The organism is Streptomyces sp. NPDC089424 (genome assembly GCF_044749345.1).
GTDB lineage: Bacteria > Actinomycetota > Actinomycetes > Streptomycetales > Streptomycetaceae > Streptomyces.
The window spans coordinates 309,513-329,116 of record NZ_JBIVHU010000011.1 but is presented as its reverse complement, the minus strand read 5'-3'; the positions used below and the strand labels follow the sequence as shown (position 1 = coordinate 329,116).

The following is a 19,604-nucleotide window of genomic DNA, read 5'->3' as shown; positions in this document are numbered from 1 at the left end:
CCCTCAGCGGAGGCGATGCCCTCCGCGCCGCCGGGCGGCGAACAGCTCGGCCTGCCGCCCGGCCGGCGCGTTGCCCAGCGCGATGAGCGCGGGTGCCTGCGCGAAGGCCGCCGCCAGGGCCGCCTCCCGGCCCGCCCACAGCGCCCGTACGGTCCCCTGCACGGCCTCGGGCGGGTGGCCGGCCAGCACGGTGGCGCAGGCGGTGGCGGCCGCCAGTGCCCCGCCGGGCGGCGTCAGTTCGGACACCAGGCCCACCTCGTAGGCCCGGCGCCCGGAGAGCCGCTCCGCCGTACCCATCAGAGCCGTCCGCGCGGCCTCCCCGTACGGCATCCGCTGGGCCATCAGCATCGCCTCGTAGGCGCTGACCATCCCGTAGGTGGTGTGCGGGTCGAAGAAGGTGGCCGTCTCGTCCGCGACCACGAACTCGGCCTCCCCGAGCAGGTAGAACGCCCCACCGCAGGCCATCCCGCGCACGGCCGCGACGACCGGCTTCCACAGGTCGTTCGCCTTCGGCCCGACCCCGAGCAGCGGATCGTCCTGCATGTACGGCGACCCCGGCTGCGGCACCGAGGCGTCCCGGTCGATGCCGGTGCAGAAGGCGCGATCCCCGGCGCCGGTCAGGACGACGGCCCGCACCGTGTCGTCGTGGCGGAACTCCCGCCAGGTGGAGGAGAGCCGGCTCGCCATGGCGAGGTCGATGGCGTTCAGGCGCGCGGGCCGGTCCAGGGTGACGACGGCGACGCCGGTGTCCTTGTCGACGGTGACCGTCACGCCGCTCATGCGTGCACCCACTGCGGGATCCCGGCGTCGGTGAAGACGACCCGCACCTTGGCGCCGATCCGCACCCGATCCGGCGGCACGGAGTCCAGGGCGGCACCGGCACGGCTGACGAGGTTGCCGACGAGCCGTATCCGAGGCGCCTCCGCCAGCTCGACCACGATCACGTTGTACGGGGCCTGCGCGGCGTAGTCGGGCAGCAGGGGCGGATGCGGGACGACGTAGGACCAGACGCGCCCGAGCCCCGACATCCGGCGCCACTCGGACGCGAAGGACCGGCAGTGCGGGCAGCAGGGGCGGGGCGGGAAGCGGGGCTCGCCGCAGTCGGCGCACGCCTGGACGCGCAGCTCACCCCGGGCGGCGTAGCGCCAGAAGGGCGCGCCCTCGGGGTCGACGACGGGATCCAGCATGTCTCTCAACTCCTCAGCAGAAGGGCGGACGTGGGGACTCCCTCACCGGCGGTCACCAGGCAGGTCGCGGCGCCCGGGACCTGGGCGGTGCTGGTGCCGCGCAACTGGCGCACGCCCTCGGTGAGGAGGTTGAACCCGTGGACGTAGGCCTCGCTGAGACCGCCTCCCGAGGTGTTGAGCGGCAGCCGCCCGCCGATCTCCAGGGCGCCGCCCTCGGTGAACGCCCCGCCCTCACCACGCCCGCAGAAGCCGTAGCCCTCCAGGGACAGCGGCACGAGGGCCGTGAACGCGTCGTAGATCTGCGCGACGTCCACGTCCTGGGGAGTGAGGTCGGCGTGCTTCCACAGGTGCCGGGCGGCACTCCAGGCGGGCCCGGTGAGCGGGTCGTCGTTCCAGTAGTTGACCATGCCGTGGTGCTGGGCGGGCAGGCCCTGCGCGGCGGAGTGGACGTAGACGGGCCGGTGCCGGCAGTCCCGGGCCCGCTCCCGTGAGACGACGACGCAGGCCAGCGCGCCGTCCGTCTCCAGGCAGTTGTCGAAGAGGCAGAGCGGTTCGCTGATCCAGCGGGACGTCATGTACATCTCGCGGGTCAGGGGGCGGTCGTACATGATCGCGGCGGGGTTCTGGTTGGCGCGGTTGCGGCAGGCGAGGGCGACGTTGAAGAGGTGGTCGCGGGTGGCGCCGTACTCGTGCATGTACCGCCGGGTGAGCATCGCGATCTCGTCCGCCGGGCGCAGCAGCCCGAAGGGCCGCGTCCACTGGCCGGGGGTGGGCAGCTGCGCGGTGGTGTTCGTCCAGGGCCGGGGCCCGCTGCCCCGCTTCCGCGACCGCCAGGCCACGCCGACGGTCGCCTGGCCGGTGGCTATCGCGGCGGCGAGATGCGCCACGGTCGCGCACGAACCGCCGCCGCCGTAGCCGACCTTGCCGAAGAAGGTGAGGTCGCCGAACCCGGCCGCCTTCGCGAGCTCGACCTCGTCGGTCTCCTCCATGGTGTACGAGGCCAGCGCGTCCACCTCGCCCGGCGCGATCCCGGCGTCGTCGAGGGCGGCGAGGACGGCCCGGCAGGCGAGGGTCCGTTCGTCCTCCGGGAGGTGCTTGGCGAAGGCGGTCCGGCCGATGCCGACGATCGCGGTCGCGTCCTTGAGACCTGCCATGTTCCGCGCACCTCCCGGTACCCACAGCGCTGCTGACAGTCCGTCAGGTTAGCGCTAATCTGACGGACAGTCAGCTCATGCCCGGGAGGCTGTGGTGCGTGGAGATCGGGAGACGGACGGGGAGTGGGGGAGCGTCGCGGGTCTGGTCCGGTGGGCGGCCGAGCGGTACGCGGACGCCGAGGCCGTGGTCGAGGGCCGCACCCGGATCCCGTACGCCGAACTGGGCGCCCGCGTCGAACGGGCGGCGGCCGCCTGCATGGCCCACGGCCTGCGCCCCGGCGACCGCGTGGCCGTCTGGGCCCCCAACTCCCTCGACTGGATCGTCTCGGCGCTGGGCGCGGTGTCGGCAGGGGCGGTGCTGGTGCCGCTGAACACCCGCTTCAAGGGCGCGGAGGCGCTCGACGTGCTGCGCAGGAGCGGCACACGGCTGCTGTTCGTGACGGGCACGTTCCTCGGGACGTCGTACGTGGCCTCGCTGCGCCGGGCGGCAGGGCCGGGCGAACTGCCGGAGCAGGTGGTAGTCCTGGCGGAGGACGCGCCCTCGGACTTCCGCACCTGGAAGGACTTCCTGGCGAAAGGGGAGGGCATCGGGCCGGCCGAGGTGCGCGAGCGGGCGTCGCGGGTGGCCGGCGCGGACCCTTCCGACATCGTCTTCACCTCCGGTACGACGGGCCGCCCCAAGGGCGTGGTGATCACGCACGCGCAGTCCCTGCGGGCGTACGACATCTGGGGCGACCTGGCCGGTCTGCGCCCGGGCGACCGCTATCTGATCGTCAACCCGTTCTTCCACACCTTCGGCTACAAGGCCGGTGTCCTGGCCTGTCTGATGCGGGGCGCGACGATGATCCCGCAGCCGGTGTTCGACGTCGGTACGGCGCTGGCGAACATCGCCGCGGAGCGCGTCTCCGTCCTCCCCGGCCCCCCGACCCTCCTCCAGTCCCTCCTCGACCACCCCGCCCGGGACGCGCACGACCTCTCCGCGCTCAGGCTGGTCGTCACCGGCGCCGCGGTCGTGCCGCTGCGCCTGGTGGAACGGCTGCGCGGGGAACTCGGCGTCGAGACGGTCCTCACGGCGTACGGCCTGTCCGAGGCCGGCGGCATCGTGACCATGTGCCGCCGGGGCGACGACCCGGCGGTGATCGCCGCGACGTCGGGCAGGGCGATACCCGGCACGGAGGTACGCGTCGACGCCCCCCTCGGCAGCCCCGGCGAGGTACTGGTCCGCGGCTTCAACGTCATGCGGGGCTACCACGAGGACCGGGCGGCCACGGAGGAGGTGATCAGCCCCGACGGCTGGCTGCGCACGGGTGACGTCGGCGTCCTGGACGAGGCGGGCAACCTGCGCATCACGGACCGCGTCAAGGACATGTTCATCGTCGGGGGCTTCAACGCGTACCCGGCGGAGATCGAGCAACTCCTCGGCCTGCACCCGGAGGTGGCCGACGTGGCGGTGATCGGCGTACCGGACGGCCGGCTGGGCGAGGTCGGGAAGGCGTACGTCGTCCGGCGGGCCGGGGCCGTGCTGACGGCGGACGACCTGATCGCCTGGGCCCGGCGGGAGATGGCGAACTACAAGGTGCCGCGCGCGGTGGAGTTCGTGGGCGCGCTGCCGCGCAACGCGAGCGGCAAGGTGGTCAAGGGCAGGCTGCGGGCGGGGGGCACGGCGTAGGGCAGGTCCGCCAGGTCATCCGGGCCGTGCCGTCCGTGTCGTCGGGGAAGGGCTCCTACGCGAACGGGCGGCGTACTCCGACGGCCGTGTCGGTGTACGCCGCCCTGGGGCGGGACGAGGTGCGGGAGGATGACCCGCGCTGCCACGGCGCCTACTTGGGGTCGGCGTCGAACTTGGCGGTCGACCAGAAGTAGCCCAGCACCGCGAGGCCCAGGCACCAGGCCACGGCCAGCCATCCGTCGTGACCGATCTCGGTGCCCAGCAGCAGGCCGCGCAGGGTCTCGATGGCCGGAGTGAAGGGCTGGTACTCGGCTATCGGCCGGAACCAGCCCGGCATCGCGTCCAGCGGGACGAACGTGCTGGACAGGAGCGGCAGCAGGATCAGGGGCATCGCGTTGTTCCCGGCGGCCTCGGCGTTCGGGCTGACCAGCCCCATGCCGACGGCGATCCAGGTGAGCGCCGTGGCGAAGAGCACCAGCAGCCCGAACGCCGCGAGCCACTCCAGGACGGTCGCGTCGGCCGAGCGGAAGCCGATGGCGACGGCGACCGCGCCGACGAGGACCACGCTGGCGACCGACTGGAGCACGCTGCCGACGACATGTCCGACGAGCACCGACGCGCGGTGGATCGCCATGGTGCGGAAGCGGGCGATGATGCCCTCGGTCATGTCGTTGGAGACGGAGACGGCGGTGCCGATCGTGGTGCTGCCGATGGTCATCAGCAGCAGGCCCGGGACCACGAAGGCGATGTATTCGGCGCGGTCCGGACCGCCTCCGCCGATGCCCGCGCTCATGGTGTCGCCGAAGATGTAGACGAAGAGCAGCAGCAGCATGATCGGTGTGAGCAGCAGGTTCAGGGTCATCGAGGGGTAGCGCCGGGCGTGCAGGAGGTTGCGGCGCAGCATGGTGGAGGAGTCGCGCAGGGCGAGGGCGAGGGAGCTCATCGGGCTTCTTCCTTGGGCTGGTCGGTCCGGCTCGGCGCGTTGCCGCCGCCGGTGAGGGCGAAGAAGACGTCGTCGAGGTCGGGGGTGTGCACGGTCAGTTCGTCGGCCTCGACGCCGGCGGCGTCGAGCCGGTCGAGGAGGGAGCGCAGTTCACGCTGGCTGCCGTCGCTGGGGATCTGCAGGGTCAGTGCCTCCTCGTCGCGGGTGGTCTCGCGCAGCGAGGCGGCGGCGGACCGGTAGGCGGCGGGGTCGGTGAAGCGGAGCCGGACGTGTCCGCCGGGGACGATGCGCTTGAGTTCCTCGGCGGTGCCCTCGGCCGCGATCCTCCCGTCGTGCAGGACGGCGATGCGGTCGGCGAGTTCGTCGGCCTCCTGGAGGTACTGGGTGGTGAGGAAGACGGTGACGCCGCCGGTGACCAGTTCGCGGATGATCTGCCACATGGTGTGGCGGGAGCGGGGGTCCAGTCCGGTGGTCGGCTCGTCGAGGAAGATGATCCGCGGGCTGCCGACCAGGGTCATGGCGATGTCCAGGCGGCGCTTCATGCCGCCGGAGTAGGTGGCGGCGGGCTTGCCCGCGGCCTCGGTGAGGTCGAACCGCTCCAGCAGCTCGGCGGCCACCCGGCGGCCCTCGCGGCGGGGCAGGTGGTGCAGGTCCGCCATGAGGAGCATGTTCTCCTCGCCGGTGATCAGACCGTCGACGGCGGAGAACTGGCCCGTGACGCCTATCGCCGCCCGCACCGCCTGCGGATCGGCGGCCAGGTCGTGGCCGCCGACCTGTGCCTGGCCGCCGTCGGCGGCGACGAGGGTCGAGAGGATCTTCACGGCGGTCGTCTTGCCGGCGCCGTTCGGTCCGAGCAGGGAGAAGATCGTGCCGTACGGGACCGCCAGGTCGATGCCGTCGAGGACGGTCCTGTCGCCGTAGGACTTGCGCAATCCACTTGCGGAGATGGCCGGTTCGGTCATGGGAGGGGCTCCTTCTCGGGCTCTACAGGCCTCGGGCTCTACAGGGCTGCGGGCTCTACAGGCTGCGGGCGGTGATGTCGCCGTAGGCGGTGGTCGCGTGGACGGTCAGGCCGGCGGCCGCGCCGTCGGCGTTCTTGAGCGCGTTGCTGATCCGGCCGTGGCTGGTGCCGGCGTCCAGGGAGGCGGAGACGCCCGGGGCGGCTCCGACCGTGATGTCGCCGTGCTCGGTGCGCAGCGTGACGGTGCCGCGCACGGCCTCGGTGACGCCGATGTCGCCCTGCTGGGTGCGGATCTCGCCGGGGCCGTTCAGGCGGCCGACCGTGATGTCACCGGCCTGGAGGGTGAGGCGGGCGCTCGCGGCCTCGTCGAGCTTGACCGCGCCCTGCGCGCCCTCGAAGGCGACCTCGCCGAGCCGTCCGACGCCCCGGAACTCGCCGGCGGCCGCCTTGGCCTCGACGCGGGAGCCGGCGGGCAGTTGCACGGTCACCTCGACGGAGCCGGAGGAGCCGAGGATCCGGTTCTTCGCCTCCGGCGCCTCGATCCGCAGGACGCCGTCGCCGTAGGTGACCTCGGTCTGCTCGGCCGCCTTCACGTCGCGGCTCCTGGCGGCGTCCGCGGGCAGGACCTCGACCCTGGTGTCGGTCCGGTCGGCGGCGATGAACCGGATGTGCCCGGCGGGGATGTCGAGGACGACGGAGACCGGGGCGGGGGTGGCGAACTGCTGCATGGTGCACTCCTTGGTTCGCGGGGCGGGCCTTGTGCGGCCCGCCGTTTCCGATGTCGTGAACGCTACGTTGCATTCACGATGCTGACAACAAGGTTGTTGCACTGAACTCAAGTAATCGCAGGCCAGTTGACCCATTTCATTGCAATGGCGCTGCGCGTAACGCAACGACGCCCGACCCTGCTCGTTGCAATGACATGGAAGTGAAAGCTATGCTGGAGCCTCACGCGCCACGAAGGAGAACGGGATGCCGGGAGGCAGACTCACCCAGCAGGAACGTCAGCAGATCGCGCTGGGACTGGCCGACGGCCTCGCCTACGCGGAGATCGCCAGACGCCTCGACCGCCCCACCTCGACGATCACGCGCGAGGTGATGCGCAACGGCGGCCCCACCGGCTACCGCGCGGACGTCGCCCACCGTGCCACCGAACGCCGCGTCCAGCGCCGCAGGCAGGCCGCGCCCCGGGGTTCGCGGACGCTCCCGCAGGCCCATGGGCGCGACGCCGAAGCCGTGCGTGCGTACGAGGAGCTGCTCGTCTCGGTGTTCACGCAGTCGGGCATGCCCGCGATGATGTCCCGGGTGATGGCCTGCCTCACGATCACCGACGAGGGCAGCCTCACCGCGTCCGAACTCGTCCAGCACCTCCAGGTCAGCCCTGCGTCCGTCTCGAAGGCGGTCGCCTTCCTGGACGGCCAGGGCTTCGTCCGCCGGGAGCGCGACGAGCGCCGCCGCGAGCGCTACGTCGTCGACGACGACGTCTGGTACGAGTCGATGATGGCCAGCGCCCGCGCCATGGCCCAGGTCGTCGAGACCACCCGGCAGGGCGTCGGCGTCCTCGGCCCCGGCACCCCGGCGGCCGTCCGCCTGGAGAACGTCGCCCGCTTCCTGGACTACGTCTCGGAAAGCACCGCCCGCGCCGCCCAACAGGCCCGCGACGTCCTCCATGCGGCGCCGGCGAAATCATCGACGGGCAGTACGGAGCCGGGATCGGAGTCCTGAGCCCGCGCCGGCGGGTCCGCGGCGCAGTTCGTTCCAGTGCTCGCCCAGTCGCCGGCCCCGGACGCAGCGGCTGTCGTCGGTCCTGCAGACGCGGCACCTCGTGCCGTGAATCGCCCAGCGGCGGAAGGCCAGTTGGTCGGGACGCCGGCGCTGACGCGTGACCGGCCCGCTGTGCAGGGCGGCGTGATGACGACGGAGTTCCTCGACCGACCGGGCCGGCCGGCGGACGTACGCGACCCTGTCCTGCGGGCCGAGGCGGGAGATCCTCACCGCCATGAGGCGTCGTGCCTCACGGACGCCCGCGTGCGCCGCGATCCGCACCGGGGCGTCCTCGGGCGCGGCCGGCGCGGCGGCCTCCACCTCCTGGAGGACGAGGACCAGGCCCCGGCGCAGCCGGATCGCGAGAGCTTCCCACTCCTCCGGTCCGGTCATGGCACCTCGCCCCCGGAGCGGGCGCCCGCGGCCGCGACGGCGGCGCCGAGGCCGTCACCGGTACTCACCGGCGTGAGGTTCTCGGGCCTCGCGTCCCACTCCACGCCACCGCCGACGGGGCGCAGTTGGACGTACGGCCCCTCGAAGCCCATCACCTTGCCGATCCGCCGACTGCCGCCGTCCTCGACGATCTCGTGCAGCCTCGGCCGGTACGCCGTCACGTGACCGCACCTCCCTGTGCTGCACCGGGTGTCATGGTGCTTGCCGCCAAGGCGAGGACGGGCGCGGCCCGGAACTGCCGCCGGCGCATCACCCTGCGCCGACGCGCCCCGATGAGGATCGCCGCCCACATCTCCGGTGAAGGGCGGTCCGGCGTGCCCGCCGCGGCTGGTGCGGGCGCCGGCGTGTGGTGAGTGGCTTCTTTGGTGGGTCGCCGCCGGAACCTGCGGCCGCTCAGTCTCGCGAGAATCCGTAGAACACGGGACATCGTCGACGCTCCTCGTCGGTGCGGGCCACGCCCGAGGGCTGTGGGGCGCGGTCGCCAGGCTTTCCTTACGTTCTTCCTCGGCAGAGGGTGGCGCCCGGCAGGAGCAGGAAGTACCCCGGTGAGGGGTAGCCGGGCGGTCGGATCAGATGGCGGCGCACCACTCGGCGAAGTTGGTGAGGGCCTCCGAGCCGGCCCGCTTCAAACGGCGCAGGACGGCGGCGTCTTCACGTACCCAGGGATGTTCCCGAGTGTGCTGCGGGGCGATGTGCCGCGCCTGCTTCAGGGACGCGAATGCGTCGTCCGAGAGGCCTGACCACAGTTGGGCGCGGGCCAGCTCGATGTAGAACCCGGAGCGCCGTTCGGCAGGCATGTCACCCGGCGGCCGCCATACGGCGGCGATGTCCAGCGCCCGGGCGACGTGCGCGCCTCCCAGGCTGACGGCAACGGATACCTCGTGGACGTTCACGGAGTCGGGGCCGAAGGCCGTCCCGCAGTAGATCCCCTCGGACAGTCGGGCGGCCAGCGCCCTCGCCTCACGCAGGTGCGTGACGGCCGATGACCCGTCACCTGCCCTGCCCGCCATCACCGCGGCCCGCATGTGCAGCGCGCCCTTCGCGGCGATTGCCGCTGAAGTGGAGGGGGCCGGTGCGGCATCCAGGGAGCGTTCGAGAGCACGGAGCCCGGCCGAGTGCGCGCGGGCGGCGAAGAAGGTCTCGGCGCGCACGTAGGCCACCGACGCGGCCAGCAGCGGGTCGTCGGCCTCGGCCGCGGCCCAGCGCATGAGTTCCACCAGGCGAGCGGAAAGGTCGTGGGCACCGAACTTGAAGGCGACCGCGTCGGCGGATCGACAGGCTCGCACCAGGAGGGCGGCCGACTCGGATCGCTCAGCAACCGGAACCGCGTGATGCGCGCGGGTCAGTTCGACGAGCAGGTCCGGTAACGCCGCGGCGATGGGCGTGTACTGGGCGGCCAGACGCCAGCGAGATGCTTCGGCGACGGCCGTGCGCAACTCTGCAAGGGGACGGACGGGTCCTTCCTCCGGGAGGTCGTACGTGGCGAGCGCGGCGGAGAGCGAGGGCAGCGCTTCGTGCACGCGGGTGCGGGTGGGGCCACGGTCGCCCAGCAGGAGCGAGGGGTCGACTCCCAGCGCTCGGCCGAGGGCATCGAGAGTGGCATCGCTTGGGACGCGCTCCCCGCGCTCGATCTTGCGGATGGTGCCGAGGGACACGTGGGCCGCGTCGGCGAGTTGCCGCTGCGTGAGCTTGGGGCGGGTCGCACTGCGGTAGTAGGCGATCCGCGCGCCTGCTCCGTCCTTTCCGTGCGCGGGCATGACGGCTCCGTTCGGTGGCGTCCACCGCGGACCGTACCTGTTCTCGCCCGCCGGGTCGGCCCGACGGCCACACCCCACCCGGATCGGTGAGTGCGGCTCGTTCGGTCAGCGTCCTGCGATGTCCACGAGTTCGAGGAGGCTGCTGATCCGCCAGTCCGCCGTGGCCACCACCTCGGGATCGTCGGCCCACAGATGTCCCCAGGGCCCGCGCCGGATGTGCGCGGTGCGCAGTCCGGCCGTCTTCGCCGGGAAGACGTCGTTGGCGGGGTGGTCCCCGACGTAGACGGTCGTGCTCGCGGGCGCCTGTGCGACATCCAGCACTCGCTGGAAGAACTCCGGGTGCGGCTTGGCGGCGCCCCACTCCTGTGAGGTCGCGACAAGGTCGGCCGGCAGGTCCAGGGCGCGTAGCAACTCGCCCGCGCGGGCGGTCTGGTTGCCCGCGACCACGACGCGCACTCCGGCCTCGCGGAGCGCCGCCAGGGCGGGCCGCACGTCGTCGTACAGGTCGCCCTCGTCGAGCCGCTCCCCGCTGCCGGCGGCCTCCCTGGCCCGGTACTCGGCGGCCACGTCGATCCCGGGGCGGAGGAGCCGGAGAGCGTCGGCGTTGTCGCGGCCCTGGGCGACCACGGCGCCCACGAGCGTGGACAGCGTGTGACGCGATACGTCCAGCCAGTCGGCCCACGAGGCCCAGTACCGGTCGTCCCGGATGATCGTCTCGCCCACGTCGAACACGATGGTCTCCATCACCGTGGCAGGGTACGGCGCCGCACACGGCGTCGTGCGGCGACTGCTACCCGCGAGCACCCTCCGGAGAGGGGGCCCCGTCTTCGACGTTCCTTCCGACCGGCGACGAAGCCACCGGCTGTGCCGGGATCGTGGTCCCGGGTGGGTGTGGGCCGTGTCTCGGGTGGTGCGGCGGTGAGGTGTACGTGGGGGAGACCTGGTCCTTGCCGCTGCGCCACCCCGACGGGGTCTCCGCCATGACGGTTGCCAGGATCAGCCAGAAGAGCATCTCGATCCGGTCCAGGTTGGCCGGGTGGTCCATCATGCCGATCAGGAAGAAGCCGGTCAGGGACGCGAGGCCGACCGTTCCGACGGCCGACTTCGCGCGGGCGGCGCGGGCCGCGGAGGACCAGGCGACGACGGTGACGGCGACGAGGGCGAGCAGGCCCAGGGGGCCGGTCTCCACCAGCCAGTTCAGCCACATGTTGTGGGCGTGCACGAAGGTGCGTCCACCGGGGGCCGTCGCCGATATGACGGCACCGGAGCGGCCGAGCCCGACGCCGAGCGGATTGCGCACCGCGATGTCCAGTGCCGCGTGCCAGGCCTGACCGCGCACGCCGAGCGAGTTCCCGGCCCGGGACACGGCCCAGATCGCGGCGGCCGCGCCCCCGAGGGCGAGGAGCCCGACGGCCGCGGTGAGCCGGCGCCGGGTCCGGTCGGCGAGACGGGGCGCGAGCCGGTAGGCGCCGGCCAGGACGAGGAGGCCGGCGGCTCCCGCGACGTATCCGGCGCGGGAGAACGTGGTGAGCAGGGCGCCGCATCCGAGCGTCCCGGCCAGGACGATCACCGTCCGGGCGGTGCGCTCGTCCACCGACACCGCGGCGAGCAGCACGAAGGGCAGCAGCAGGACGAGGAACGCGGCCAGAAGGTTGGGGTTGGCGAAGGTGCCGGTCGCGCGGATCAGCACCCCGGGGCCGCCGGAGTCGCACGCCACGTCGGTGAGGAGACCGGTGCGGCAGAAGCCGGTCGGGATCTCGTTGGTGACCTGCGAGAAGGCCGCGGCCGCGGCGGCGGTCGCACCGGCCAGGGCGAGGAGGCCCACCGCCCGCCAGGACTCGGGCTGGGTACGGCGCAGGCCCACAACCAGGTAGTAGCAGGCGATCGCGGTGAGCAGCCCGCGCAGCGGTGCGGTCGGGTGCCCGCCGCGGAACGTCGTCACCACGGCCGCGCCGAGCAGCAGCGCGACCGGCAGGTCGAGCCGCGTCCGGAAGTCCCGCAGCCGGGTCCGTGGTCTGCCCCGCACCGGTACGGCGACGGCGAGCAGCCCCACGAGCAGGGCGAGCCGGGTCGGGGTGACGACGCCGACGAGCGGGTCGTCGGGGAAGAAGTCGGTGGCCGTGTCCAGGAACACGACGGACAGGGCCGCGAGCGGGATCATCTGCGTCAACGCGTACGCCGGTCCGGGGTCCGCCGGCGTGCTCCGGTCGGTTGCCATGCACGTGAGCCTCGCGGCCCGGTGCGACGCGGGGGTGACCGGGGGGATAACGGTCGCGTGCGGCTGGAGGGACGGCGCCACTCGCGGCGGTGGTGACACCCCGCCTCCCCGGCACGGTGTTCATGTCCCTCACCGCGCACCGGCCCGGTCGCGTGGCCGGGGCGAGCTCCCCGGGCGGGGCGCCAGTGGGTCAGGCGCTCCGCCCGGGGGACGGCCGGGGTCAGCCGAAGGCGCGGACGGCCTGGTAGTACGTCCAGGCGGTGCTGTTGCAGGCGGTCTTGGTGGCGCCGCTGTAGCCGTTGCAGACCCGCTTCAGGTCCTCGTAGAAGGCGCTGTCGAGGCGGTCCTTGTTGGCGCTGAAGGAGCCGGCGGCCTTGTAGTTGCGGTAGCCGAAGTCGTGGCGGGCGCAGGACGTGGAGAAGGGGAAGCCGAAGGGGTTGTCCGGCGAGGTCGAGCAGTAGTCGGTCGACCAGTCGAAGCCGTACGCGGACCAGGCGCCCTGGTTCGCGCGGGCCGCGACCCAGGCGTTGTAGCTGGACGCGCTGGTCTGCGTCCAGCTGGAGAGGACCTGGGGCTTGTCGGCCGGAGCGGCCCCGGCCGAGGTCGCGGTGGCGACGACGGTGGCCAGGGAGAGGGTCGCGGTGGCGAGAGTGGTCGCGAGTCTGCGGTGCATTCCCACACCTCCATGAGGCTGTTGCCCGCCTGTCGGGCTACAGGTTCATGACAAGATGATGGCCATCGCGACAGTTCCTTCACACCGTCCCGGCCCGAATGATCTCTGAACTCTCGGCGCGGTCCGGCGATCGGAACGTGAACCTCCGGGGCTGATGTGACGGCACATCACTCATGCGCCGCACGGGGCTCCCTGGACATGAATCGGCCGCGGCGGCTCCCCTCCGCGCCGCCGCGGCCGTACCCCGTCGGGCTGGCTCAGTTGGCCGGCTCGCTCGTCGCGTGCTGGTCCTGGGTGGTGAGTTCCTCGTCGGTGGCGTGCTGGTCCAGCGGCTTGGCCTCGCCGCCGGTGGCGTGCTGGTCCTGCGTCGTCAGCTCCTCGCCGGTCGCGTGCTGGTCCAGCGGCTCGACGACGGGCTCGCTCTTCTTCTCGCTCATGACGGTCAACTCCCGGTTGTTTCTTCAGGCCAGAGGTCCGACACCCGGTCGGCGACTCCCCCGCGGGTCGCCGACCGGGCGTCAATCGGCCGATCAGACTAACCTCACGGCCCAGGCGTCGCTCCGCCTCCCCCGCCTGCGGAGAGCGACATGAGTGAGCATGCCGGACGGCGATAAACGTTCGCTGAACGCCCATCGAGCCCGTCCCGGCGGCATCCGCGAGCGCGAGGAACGTGCCCGCATCCGCACCGAGCCTTCCGCGACATCCTTCAGGAGCCGGTGATCTCCGCAAGGACTTGGGCGAGTTCGCGGGGGCGGGAGGCCATGGGCCAGTGGCCCGAGTCGATGTCCACGTACGCGAGGTGGGTGGCGCGAGCGAGCTCGGGGCTCTCGCCGGCGGCGATCCACTCCTTGGCCTGGGCCGGGGTGAACTCGGGGCAGACGACCACCACGGGGACGTCGAAGCGGCGCTCGTCGGTCAGGCGTACGACTCCCTTGGCGACCGCCTCCGGAACGGGGATGGTGGCGGACGCGAGGCGGTCGCGGGTCTGCTGGTCCAGGTCGGCGGCGTCCGCGCCCTCGAAGGGCTCCCAGCCGGGGAAGGGCATGGCGCCGTCCTCGATCGCGAAGTAGGCGGCGTAGGCCTGCCCGTCGTCGGCGGGGAAGCCGCCGATCAGGGCGACCTTGGCCACCTTCCCCGGTCGTGCGTCGGCGGCCAGCCAGGCCAGGGTCGACGCCGCGGAATGCCCCACCACCAGCGGCTTTCCGGGCGCCGCGTCCACCGCCGCGAGCACCGCTTCCAGCTGATCGTCAAGCGTCGCGGAGGCGGCGCCGTCGCCCTGGCCCGGGAGGGTGAGCGGCACGGGGCGATGGCCGAGCGCGGTGAGTTCCGGCACGACGTCGTCCCACGCGGATCCGTCCAGCCACAAGCCGGCGATGAGCAGGATGTCCATGGTGGTCCTCCCGAAGAGGAGTCGGATCTGGTTGCCGGCACGTTATCGGGAGCCTCCGACAACGGGCTCCGTTCACCGCCCTACGCCACCGCCGCCGGTGTCAGCAGCTCCCGTACCTCCGCCGCCTCCGGTGCGTCCAGTTCCTCGTAGATGCCGAGCGCCTCCCGCCAGCAGACCTGGGCGCGGCCCGTCTGGCCGAGGCCGCTCAGGGCGCGGCCGAGGACCGTGAGGACCAGACCGCGACGCCACTCGCCGCCGATGCCGCGCAGCACGGTCAGCGCCATCTCCGCGTTGGACGCCGCGTTGGCCGCGCGCCGGGCCGCGAGGTCCACCTCGGCGAGGCGGAAGAGCGTCATGCCCTCCCAGAGGCGCTGACGGCTGTCCCGGAAGGTCTCCAGCGCCTCCCGCAGACTCCCCGCCGCACGTCGCAGGTCCCCGCTGCGGGTGAGCGCCAGCCCCAGCGCGTAGCGGCCGTTGGCGCCGCGCAGCGCGTTGCCCATCCCGTCGTAGATGTCGATGCCCTGCTGGGCAAGGGCGATGGCGCTGTCGACCCGCCCGGTGGCCAGGTGGATCCGCGACAGGTTGCACAGGGCGCTGGCCTCGCCGGGCCGGTTGCCGTTGCCGCGGAAGTTGTCGATCGCGGTGTTGAGGTGCAACTCGCCCTCGGCGTGCCGGTTCTGGTAGATCGCGACGATGCCGCGGGTGTTGGGGGCCCAGCAGCTGGCCACCGGGTCGGCCGCGTCCCGTGCCATGCGCAGGGCCTCGACGGCCGCCGCGTCGGCCTGGTCGAAGCGCCCGGCGACCATGTGGACGTCGGTGAGCGTGGTCAGCGCGCGCCCCGCCGCCCACGCGTCCCGCGCCGCCTGGGCGCGCTCCAGTGCGGCGTTGGCGGCGATCTCGTACTCACGGGCGTTGGCCCCGGACTCGGCCAGGTCCTTGGCCGCCCACAGCAGGTCGACCGCCCGCCGCAGCCGCCCGTCGCCCACGGAGCGGCGCACGCAGGACAGCAGGGCGCCCGCCTCGGCGTAGAGCCAGTCCTGTGCGGCGTGCCGGTCGGCGAAGGACAGCCCCGGGTACTTCGTGACCTCCAGATGGTCCACCAGCCGGTCGCCCGGTCGCTCCATCGCGTAGACCCCGGCGGCGGTGGCCAGGTAGAAGTCCAGCAGCCGCGACATCGCCGCCTGCCGCTCGCCCGGCGGGTGCTCGTCGCGTTCGGCGCACGCGCGCGCGTAGAGCCGCACGAGGTCGTGGAAGCGGTAGCGGCCGGGTGCCGCCGATTCGAGCAGCGACATGTCGACGAGGGACTCCAGCAGGTCCTCGGCGTCCTCGGCCGCCAGGTCCAGCACCGCCGCCGCCCCGGCCAGCGAGATGTCCGGCCCCTCGGCGAGGCCCAGCAGCCGGAACGCCCGTGCCTGGGCGGGCTCCAGCTGCCCGTACCCCAGCTCGAAGGTCGCCTTCACCGCCAGGTCGCCGGCCTGGAGTTCGTCGAGCCGGCGGCGTTCGTCGGCGAGCTTCGCCGCGAGGACCGAGACCGTCCAGGTCCGGCGGGCCGCGAGGCGGGACGCGGCGATACGGATCGCGAGCGGCAGGAAGCCGCACGCGGCGACGACGTCCAGCGCCGCCTCCCGTTCGGCGGCGACCCGCTCCTCGCCCACGATCTTCGTGAACAGCGACAGCGCCTCGTCGGGCGACATCACGTCGAGGTCGACCAGGTGCGCCCCGGCCAGGTCCACCATCCGCACCCGGGACGTGACCAGCGCCGCGCACCCGTCCGTGCCGGGCAGCAGCGGTCGTATCTGGGCGGCGTCGCGGGCGTTGTCCAGGAGCACCAGGACCCGGCGGCCGTCCAGCACCGACCGGTACAGCGCCGCGCGCTCCTCCAGCGAGTCCGGGATCGCCGAGTCGGGCGTGCCGAGGGCGCGCAGGAACGAGCCCAGCACCGTCTCCGGCTCCGCGGCCCGGGAACCGGCGCCTTGCAGGTCGACGTACAACTGCCCGTCGGGGAAGGCCGACCGCGCCCGGTGCGCCACATGGACGGCGAGCGTGGTCTTGCCGACGCCGCCGATACCGGCCACTGCCGACACGGCCATGACGCGGCCGTCCGCCGACGCCAGCACCTCGCTCAGCTCGGCCACGAACGAGGCGCGTCCCGTGAAGTCGGTCACGGTGGCCGGAAGTTGTGCCGGGCGCACCGGGGCGGCGGGCGGCTCCGCCACCGGCGCCGACGGCTCCGCGAGGCCGGGGTCGGCCGTGAGGATCCGCTGCTGGAGCTCGCGCAGCCCCGCACGGGGCTCGACGCCCAGCTCGTCCGCGAGCAGGCGCCGGGTGTCGGCGTACACCGCGAGCGCCTCCGCCTGGCGGCCCGACCGGTACAGCGCCAGCATCAGCAGCTCCCGCGGCCGCTCGCGCAGCGGGTGCGCCGCCGTGAGCGCGGTCAGCTCGGAGACGGCCTCCGCGTGACAGCCCTGCTCCAGGTCCATGTCCAGCCGTGATTCGAGGAGTTGCAGCCGCCACTCCTCCAGCCGGACCCGCTGCGCGTCCGCGTACGGCCCCGGCACCCCGGCCAGCGCCTCGCCGTCCCACTGGGCCAGCGCCCGCGTCAGCGCCTCGCGCGCCCGGCCGAGGTCCCCCGCGCCCCGCGCCTTCTCGGCGTCGGCCGCCAGGTCCTGGGCGACCGCCAGGTCGAGGGCGCCGTCCCCGACCGAGCGGATCGCGTAGCCGCCGGACTCGCTCACCAGCACGTCGGCATCGAGCGCCTTGCGCAGCCGGGAGGCGTACGTCCGTACCGCCGCGAGCGCCTGCGACGGCGGCTCCTCGCCCCACAGCGCGTCGATCAGCTGCGCCGCGGTGGCCGTGCGGCCCTCGCGCAGCAGCAGCGCGGCCAGCAGGGCGCGTTGCTGCGGGGAACCCGTGGCGAGCGGCTCGCCGCCGCGCCAGGCACGCACCGGTCCGAGCACACCGAAGCGCAGCGCGACGGGCTCTCCCGCTCCGCCCGGACGCCTCTGTGCCGGCACCCCGTCCATAGCGTCCCCCTAGACAACATGAGCAATGCTGTCAGTTTGCCTTGCTCCGGCGGATGAGTCAGCAGGCCGAGACCGCAGTCACAGCCGGGCGCACGGGATCCCACACGCCCCACACACCCTCTTCGCACACTTCCGCACTGACCTGAGCACGAAGCGGCGTCCGAGATACACCCCCGGCCGCCCGCCGAGTAGCTGACGGACCGTCAGATCGGCGCTACCGTGCCCCCATGGACACTGGATTCCCGCAGATCATCTCCGTCGACGACCACACCGTCGAACCCCCGGACGTCTGGCAGGACCGCCTCCCGAAGAAGTACGCCGACACCGGCCCCCGCATCGTGCGGGCCCCGCTGCGGGAGATGAGCTTCCTCGGCGGCCGCTTCAAGCCCGTGATGGGCCGGCCCGGCGACGACGGCCCGATCGGCGACTGGTGGGTCTACGAGGACCTGCACAGGCCCCTGACCCGCCTCGACACCGCCGTCGGCTGCAGCAGGGACGAGATCAAGCTGGAGGTCATCACCTACGAGCAGATGCGCCAGGGCTCGTACGACGTCCCCGCCCGCCTCGCCGACATGGACGTCAACCACGTCCAGTCGGCCCTCTGCTTCCCGACCTTCCCGCGCTTCTGCGGCCAGACCTTCACCGAGGCGAAGGACCACGAGCTCGCCCTGCTGTGCGTCCGGGCCTACAACGACTGGATGGTCGAGCAGTGGTGCGGGCCCGACGCGCGCGGCCGGCTGATCCCGCTCACCCTCATCCCGCTGTGGGACCCCCTGCTTGCCGCCGCCGAGGTCCGGCGCAACGCCGCCCGGGGCGTGCGCGCCGTCGCGTTCTCCGAGATACCCCCGCACCTCGGTCTGCCCTCCGTGCACACCGACGACTGGGACCCCTTCCTCGCCGCCTGCGACGAGACCGGCACGGTCGTCGCGATGCACATCGGCTCCAGCAGCCGGATGCCCTCCACCTCTGCGGACGCGCCGCCCGCCGTCGGCTCCACCATCACCTTCGCCAACTGCTGCTTCTCGCTGGCCGACTGGCTGATGAGCGGCAAGTTCGAGCGCTTTCCGGACCTCAAGGTCATGTACGCGGAGGGCCAGATCGGCTGGATCCCGTACATCCTGGAGCGCGCCGACGTGGTCTGGGAGGAGAACCGGGGCTGGGGCGGCGTCGCCGACAAGGTCCACCGGCCGCCGTCCGAGCTGTTCGCCGAGCACGTCTACGGCTGCTTCTTCGACGACGCCTTCGGACTGCGCAACCTCGACTCCATCGGAGTCGGCAACGTCCTCTACGAGACGGACTACCCCCACTCCGACTCGACCTGGCCGAAGTCCCGGGAGGTCGGCGAGGCGCAGATGGGGCATCTGGACGCCGACGTGGTCGAGCGGATCGTGCGCGGCAACGCGATCGAGCTGCTGGGGCTGACGGAGGACGGGCTGTGGCCCGGAGGGACGCGGTGACCGGCGCCGGCACCGGTGGCGGCACCGGTCCGGAGTACGGCATCCAGCTCCCCGTCCAGTCCCAGAGCACGCTCTACGCCGAACCCTGGGAGGCCGGTGCGGGACCCGACGACCTCGTGGCCGTCGCCCGCGCCGCCGACCGGGCCGGGTTCGGCTACATCGCCTGCTGCGACCACGTCGGCGTCCCGCGCCGCCTCGCCCCCGCGATGAGCACCGTCTGGTACGACCCCGTGGCCACCCTCGCCCACCTGGCCGCCGTCACCGCACGCGTGCGGCTCCTGGCGCACGTCGCCGTGGTCGGCCTGCGCCACCCCCTGCTCACCGCCAAGCAGTACGCCACCCTCGACCATCTCAGCGGGGGGCGGCTGATCCTCGGCGTCGGCGCCGGTCACGTGCGCGAGGAGTTCGAGGCCCTCGGGGTGGACTTCCGGCAGCGCGGGGACGTGCTGGACGAGACCGTCGACGCGCTGCGGGCCGCGCTGGGTCCGGAGGAGTTCCCGGTCCACCACGGAAAGCTGTACGACTTCGAGGGCCTCGGGCAACTGCCGAGGCCCGCCCAGCCGCACATCCCCCTGTGGGTCGGCGGATCCTCCCCGGCGGCGGTGCGCCGGGCGGCGCTCAAGGGCGACGGCTGGCTGCCGCAGGGCGACCCCCGCGACCGGCTGCCCGGGCAGATCGCCACGCTGCGGCGGCTGCGCGCGCAGGCCGGCGTCCAGGCCCCGCTCACCGTGGGCGCGATCGCCGAGCCGCTGTACGTCGGCACACCCGCCTGGGACGTCGGCCGGCGCACCCTCAGCGGCCCGCCCGAGTCCCTCGCCGAGTCGCTGCGCGCGTACCCGGCGATGGGCGTGCACCAGATCCAGGTGCGCTTCCGCAGCCGAAGCCGCACGGAACTCGTCGACCAGATCGAGGCGTTCGGGCGGGACGTCGGCCCGCTGCTGACTCAGGAGTGAGA

General features: G+C 73.0%; 19 protein-coding genes. 4 read left to right on the top strand and 15 right to left on the bottom strand.

Going from position 1 to position 19,604, the window contains the following annotated elements:
* Positions 1-3: 3 nt before the first annotated feature.
* Genes ACIP2X_RS36165 through ACIP2X_RS36155 form a run of 3 tightly spaced genes read right to left on the bottom strand, consistent with a single transcriptional unit; the run spans position 4 to position 2,341 of the window.
* Complete coding sequence (locus ACIP2X_RS36165) at positions 4-780, bottom strand: enoyl-CoA hydratase/isomerase family protein (protein ID WP_401682012.1); 777 nt, start codon at positions 778-780, stop codon at positions 4-6.
* The gene (locus ACIP2X_RS36160) at positions 777-1,187 is read right to left on the bottom strand and encodes a Zn-ribbon domain-containing OB-fold protein (protein WP_401682009.1); all 411 of its coding nucleotides are present in this window, start codon (positions 1,185-1,187) and stop codon (positions 777-779) included. Before ACIP2X_RS36160 ends, ACIP2X_RS36165 begins: the two co-directional genes overlap by 4 nt.
* Before the next feature lie 5 nt (positions 1,188-1,192).
* Positions 1,193-2,341 carry a lipid-transfer protein gene (locus ACIP2X_RS36155; RefSeq protein WP_401682006.1) on the bottom strand — a complete coding sequence of 383 codons (1,149 nt, stop codon included), beginning with the start codon at positions 2,339-2,341 and terminating at the stop codon, positions 1,193-1,195.
* Between the two features lie 94 nt (positions 2,342-2,435).
* Between ACIP2X_RS36155 and ACIP2X_RS36150 the strand changes: the two genes are divergently transcribed.
* Positions 2,436-4,010: a FadD3 family acyl-CoA ligase gene (locus ACIP2X_RS36150; protein WP_401682003.1), complete on the top strand. Its 1,575-nt coding sequence runs from the start codon at positions 2,436-2,438 to the stop codon at positions 4,008-4,010.
* A 151-nt stretch (positions 4,011-4,161) separates the two neighbouring features.
* Here ACIP2X_RS36150 and ACIP2X_RS36145 read toward each other — a convergent pair whose 3' ends face one another.
* Genes ACIP2X_RS36145 through ACIP2X_RS36135 form a run of 3 tightly spaced genes read right to left on the bottom strand, consistent with a single transcriptional unit; the run spans position 4,162 to position 6,642 of the window.
* Positions 4,162-4,953, bottom strand: a complete 792-nt coding sequence (locus tag ACIP2X_RS36145) for an ABC transporter permease (protein WP_401682000.1) — start codon at positions 4,951-4,953, stop codon at positions 4,162-4,164.
* Positions 4,950-5,915, bottom strand: a complete 966-nt coding sequence (locus ACIP2X_RS36140; RefSeq protein WP_401681997.1) for an ATP-binding cassette domain-containing protein — start codon at positions 5,913-5,915, stop codon at positions 4,950-4,952. The genes ACIP2X_RS36145 and ACIP2X_RS36140 overlap by 4 nt, the downstream gene beginning before the upstream one ends.
* Before the next feature lie 55 nt (positions 5,916-5,970).
* Positions 5,971-6,642 carry a DUF4097 family beta strand repeat-containing protein gene (locus tag ACIP2X_RS36135; RefSeq protein ID WP_401681995.1) on the bottom strand — a complete coding sequence of 224 codons (672 nt, stop codon included), beginning with the start codon at positions 6,640-6,642 and terminating at the stop codon, positions 5,971-5,973.
* Between the two features lie 244 nt (positions 6,643-6,886).
* Between ACIP2X_RS36135 and ACIP2X_RS36130 the strand changes: the two genes are divergently transcribed.
* Complete coding sequence (locus ACIP2X_RS36130) at positions 6,887-7,639, top strand: helix-turn-helix domain-containing protein (protein WP_401681992.1); 753 nt, start codon at positions 6,887-6,889, stop codon at positions 7,637-7,639.
* Here ACIP2X_RS36130 and ACIP2X_RS36125 read toward each other — a convergent pair.
* From ACIP2X_RS36125 to ACIP2X_RS36085, 9 genes are all read right to left on the bottom strand, one after another.
* Positions 7,601-8,071 (bottom strand): DUF6415 family natural product biosynthesis protein, encoded by a 471-nt coding sequence (locus ACIP2X_RS36125; RefSeq protein WP_401681989.1) that lies wholly within the window; start codon positions 8,069-8,071, stop codon positions 7,601-7,603. The two genes, ACIP2X_RS36130 and ACIP2X_RS36125, sit on opposite strands and share 39 nt — an antisense overlap.
* Complete coding sequence (locus ACIP2X_RS36120; protein ID WP_401681986.1) at positions 8,068-8,292, bottom strand: hypothetical protein; 225 nt, start codon at positions 8,290-8,292, stop codon at positions 8,068-8,070. The genes ACIP2X_RS36125 and ACIP2X_RS36120 overlap by 4 nt, the downstream gene beginning before the upstream one ends.
* A 408-nt stretch (positions 8,293-8,700) precedes the next feature.
* Complete coding sequence (locus tag ACIP2X_RS36115) at positions 8,701-9,888, bottom strand: helix-turn-helix domain-containing protein (RefSeq protein ID WP_401681983.1); 1,188 nt, start codon at positions 9,886-9,888, stop codon at positions 8,701-8,703.
* 105 nt (positions 9,889-9,993) lie between these two features.
* Entirely contained in the window at positions 9,994-10,632 is a 639-nt protein-coding gene (locus tag ACIP2X_RS36110; protein ID WP_401682111.1) for an HAD family hydrolase, read from the bottom strand.
* Between the two features lie 46 nt (positions 10,633-10,678).
* Positions 10,679-12,106, bottom strand: coding sequence for an O-antigen ligase family protein (locus tag ACIP2X_RS36105; protein WP_401681980.1), 1,428 nt, complete (start codon positions 12,104-12,106; stop codon positions 10,679-10,681).
* Between the two features lie 220 nt (positions 12,107-12,326).
* Positions 12,327-12,779, bottom strand: a complete 453-nt coding sequence (locus ACIP2X_RS36100; RefSeq protein ID WP_401681978.1) for a phospholipase — start codon at positions 12,777-12,779, stop codon at positions 12,327-12,329.
* A 257-nt stretch (positions 12,780-13,036) separates the two neighbouring features.
* A complete protein-coding gene (locus tag ACIP2X_RS36095; protein WP_401681975.1) occupies positions 13,037-13,216 on the bottom strand; it encodes a hypothetical protein in 180 nt (59 codons plus the stop codon).
* 269 nt (positions 13,217-13,485) lie between these two features.
* Positions 13,486-14,169, bottom strand: coding sequence for an alpha/beta fold hydrolase (locus ACIP2X_RS36090; protein WP_401681972.1), 684 nt, complete (start codon positions 14,167-14,169; stop codon positions 13,486-13,488).
* An 80-nt stretch (positions 14,170-14,249) separates the two neighbouring features.
* Positions 14,250-17,192, bottom strand: a complete 2,943-nt coding sequence (locus ACIP2X_RS36085; protein ID WP_401681970.1) for a BTAD domain-containing putative transcriptional regulator — start codon at positions 17,190-17,192, stop codon at positions 14,250-14,252.
* Between the two features lie 227 nt (positions 17,193-17,419).
* Between ACIP2X_RS36085 and ACIP2X_RS36080 the strand changes: the two genes are divergently transcribed.
* Both ACIP2X_RS36080 and ACIP2X_RS36075 read left to right on the top strand, forming a co-directional pair.
* Positions 17,420-18,649, top strand: coding sequence for an amidohydrolase family protein (locus tag ACIP2X_RS36080; RefSeq protein WP_401681967.1), 1,230 nt, complete (start codon positions 17,420-17,422; stop codon positions 18,647-18,649).
* Entirely contained in the window at positions 18,628-19,602 is a 975-nt protein-coding gene (locus ACIP2X_RS36075; protein WP_401681964.1) for a TIGR03619 family F420-dependent LLM class oxidoreductase, read from the top strand. The genes ACIP2X_RS36080 and ACIP2X_RS36075 overlap by 22 nt, the downstream gene beginning before the upstream one ends.
* The last annotated feature ends 2 nt before the right edge of the window (positions 19,603-19,604 follow it).

Excerpts from the sequence above, each read along its gene's own strand:
- ACIP2X_RS36080 (WP_401681967.1), top strand. The coding sequence starts at position 17,420 with ATGGACACTGGATTCCCGCAGATCATCTCCGTCGACGACCACACCGTC.
- ACIP2X_RS36165 (WP_401682012.1), bottom strand. The coding sequence starts at position 780 with ATGAGCGGCGTGACGGTCACCGTCGACAAGGACACCGGCGTCGCCGTC.
- ACIP2X_RS36115 (WP_401681983.1), bottom strand. The coding sequence starts at position 9,888 with ATGCCCGCGCACGGAAAGGACGGAGCAGGCGCGCGGATCGCCTACTAC.
- ACIP2X_RS36085 (WP_401681970.1), bottom strand. The coding sequence starts at position 17,192 with ATGGACGGGGTGCCGGCACAGAGGCGTCCGGGCGGAGCGGGAGAGCCC.
- ACIP2X_RS36140 (WP_401681997.1), bottom strand. The coding sequence starts at position 5,915 with ATGACCGAACCGGCCATCTCCGCAAGTGGATTGCGCAAGTCCTACGGC.
- ACIP2X_RS36125 (WP_401681989.1), bottom strand. The coding sequence starts at position 8,071 with ATGACCGGACCGGAGGAGTGGGAAGCTCTCGCGATCCGGCTGCGCCGG.
- ACIP2X_RS36105 (WP_401681980.1), bottom strand. The coding sequence starts at position 12,106 with ATGGCAACCGACCGGAGCACGCCGGCGGACCCCGGACCGGCGTACGCG.
- ACIP2X_RS36130 (WP_401681992.1), top strand. The coding sequence starts at position 6,887 with ATGCCGGGAGGCAGACTCACCCAGCAGGAACGTCAGCAGATCGCGCTG.
- ACIP2X_RS36110 (WP_401682111.1), bottom strand. The coding sequence starts at position 10,632 with ATGGAGACCATCGTGTTCGACGTGGGCGAGACGATCATCCGGGACGAC.
- ACIP2X_RS36100 (WP_401681978.1), bottom strand. The coding sequence starts at position 12,779 with ATGCACCGCAGACTCGCGACCACTCTCGCCACCGCGACCCTCTCCCTG.
- ACIP2X_RS36160 (WP_401682009.1), bottom strand. The coding sequence starts at position 1,187 with ATGCTGGATCCCGTCGTCGACCCCGAGGGCGCGCCCTTCTGGCGCTAC.
- ACIP2X_RS36135 (WP_401681995.1), bottom strand. The coding sequence starts at position 6,642 with ATGCAGCAGTTCGCCACCCCCGCCCCGGTCTCCGTCGTCCTCGACATC.
- ACIP2X_RS36155 (WP_401682006.1), bottom strand. The coding sequence starts at position 2,341 with ATGGCAGGTCTCAAGGACGCGACCGCGATCGTCGGCATCGGCCGGACC.
- ACIP2X_RS36090 (WP_401681972.1), bottom strand. The coding sequence starts at position 14,169 with ATGGACATCCTGCTCATCGCCGGCTTGTGGCTGGACGGATCCGCGTGG.
- ACIP2X_RS36095 (WP_401681975.1), bottom strand. The coding sequence starts at position 13,216 with ATGAGCGAGAAGAAGAGCGAGCCCGTCGTCGAGCCGCTGGACCAGCAC.
- ACIP2X_RS36145 (WP_401682000.1), bottom strand. The coding sequence starts at position 4,953 with ATGAGCTCCCTCGCCCTCGCCCTGCGCGACTCCTCCACCATGCTGCGC.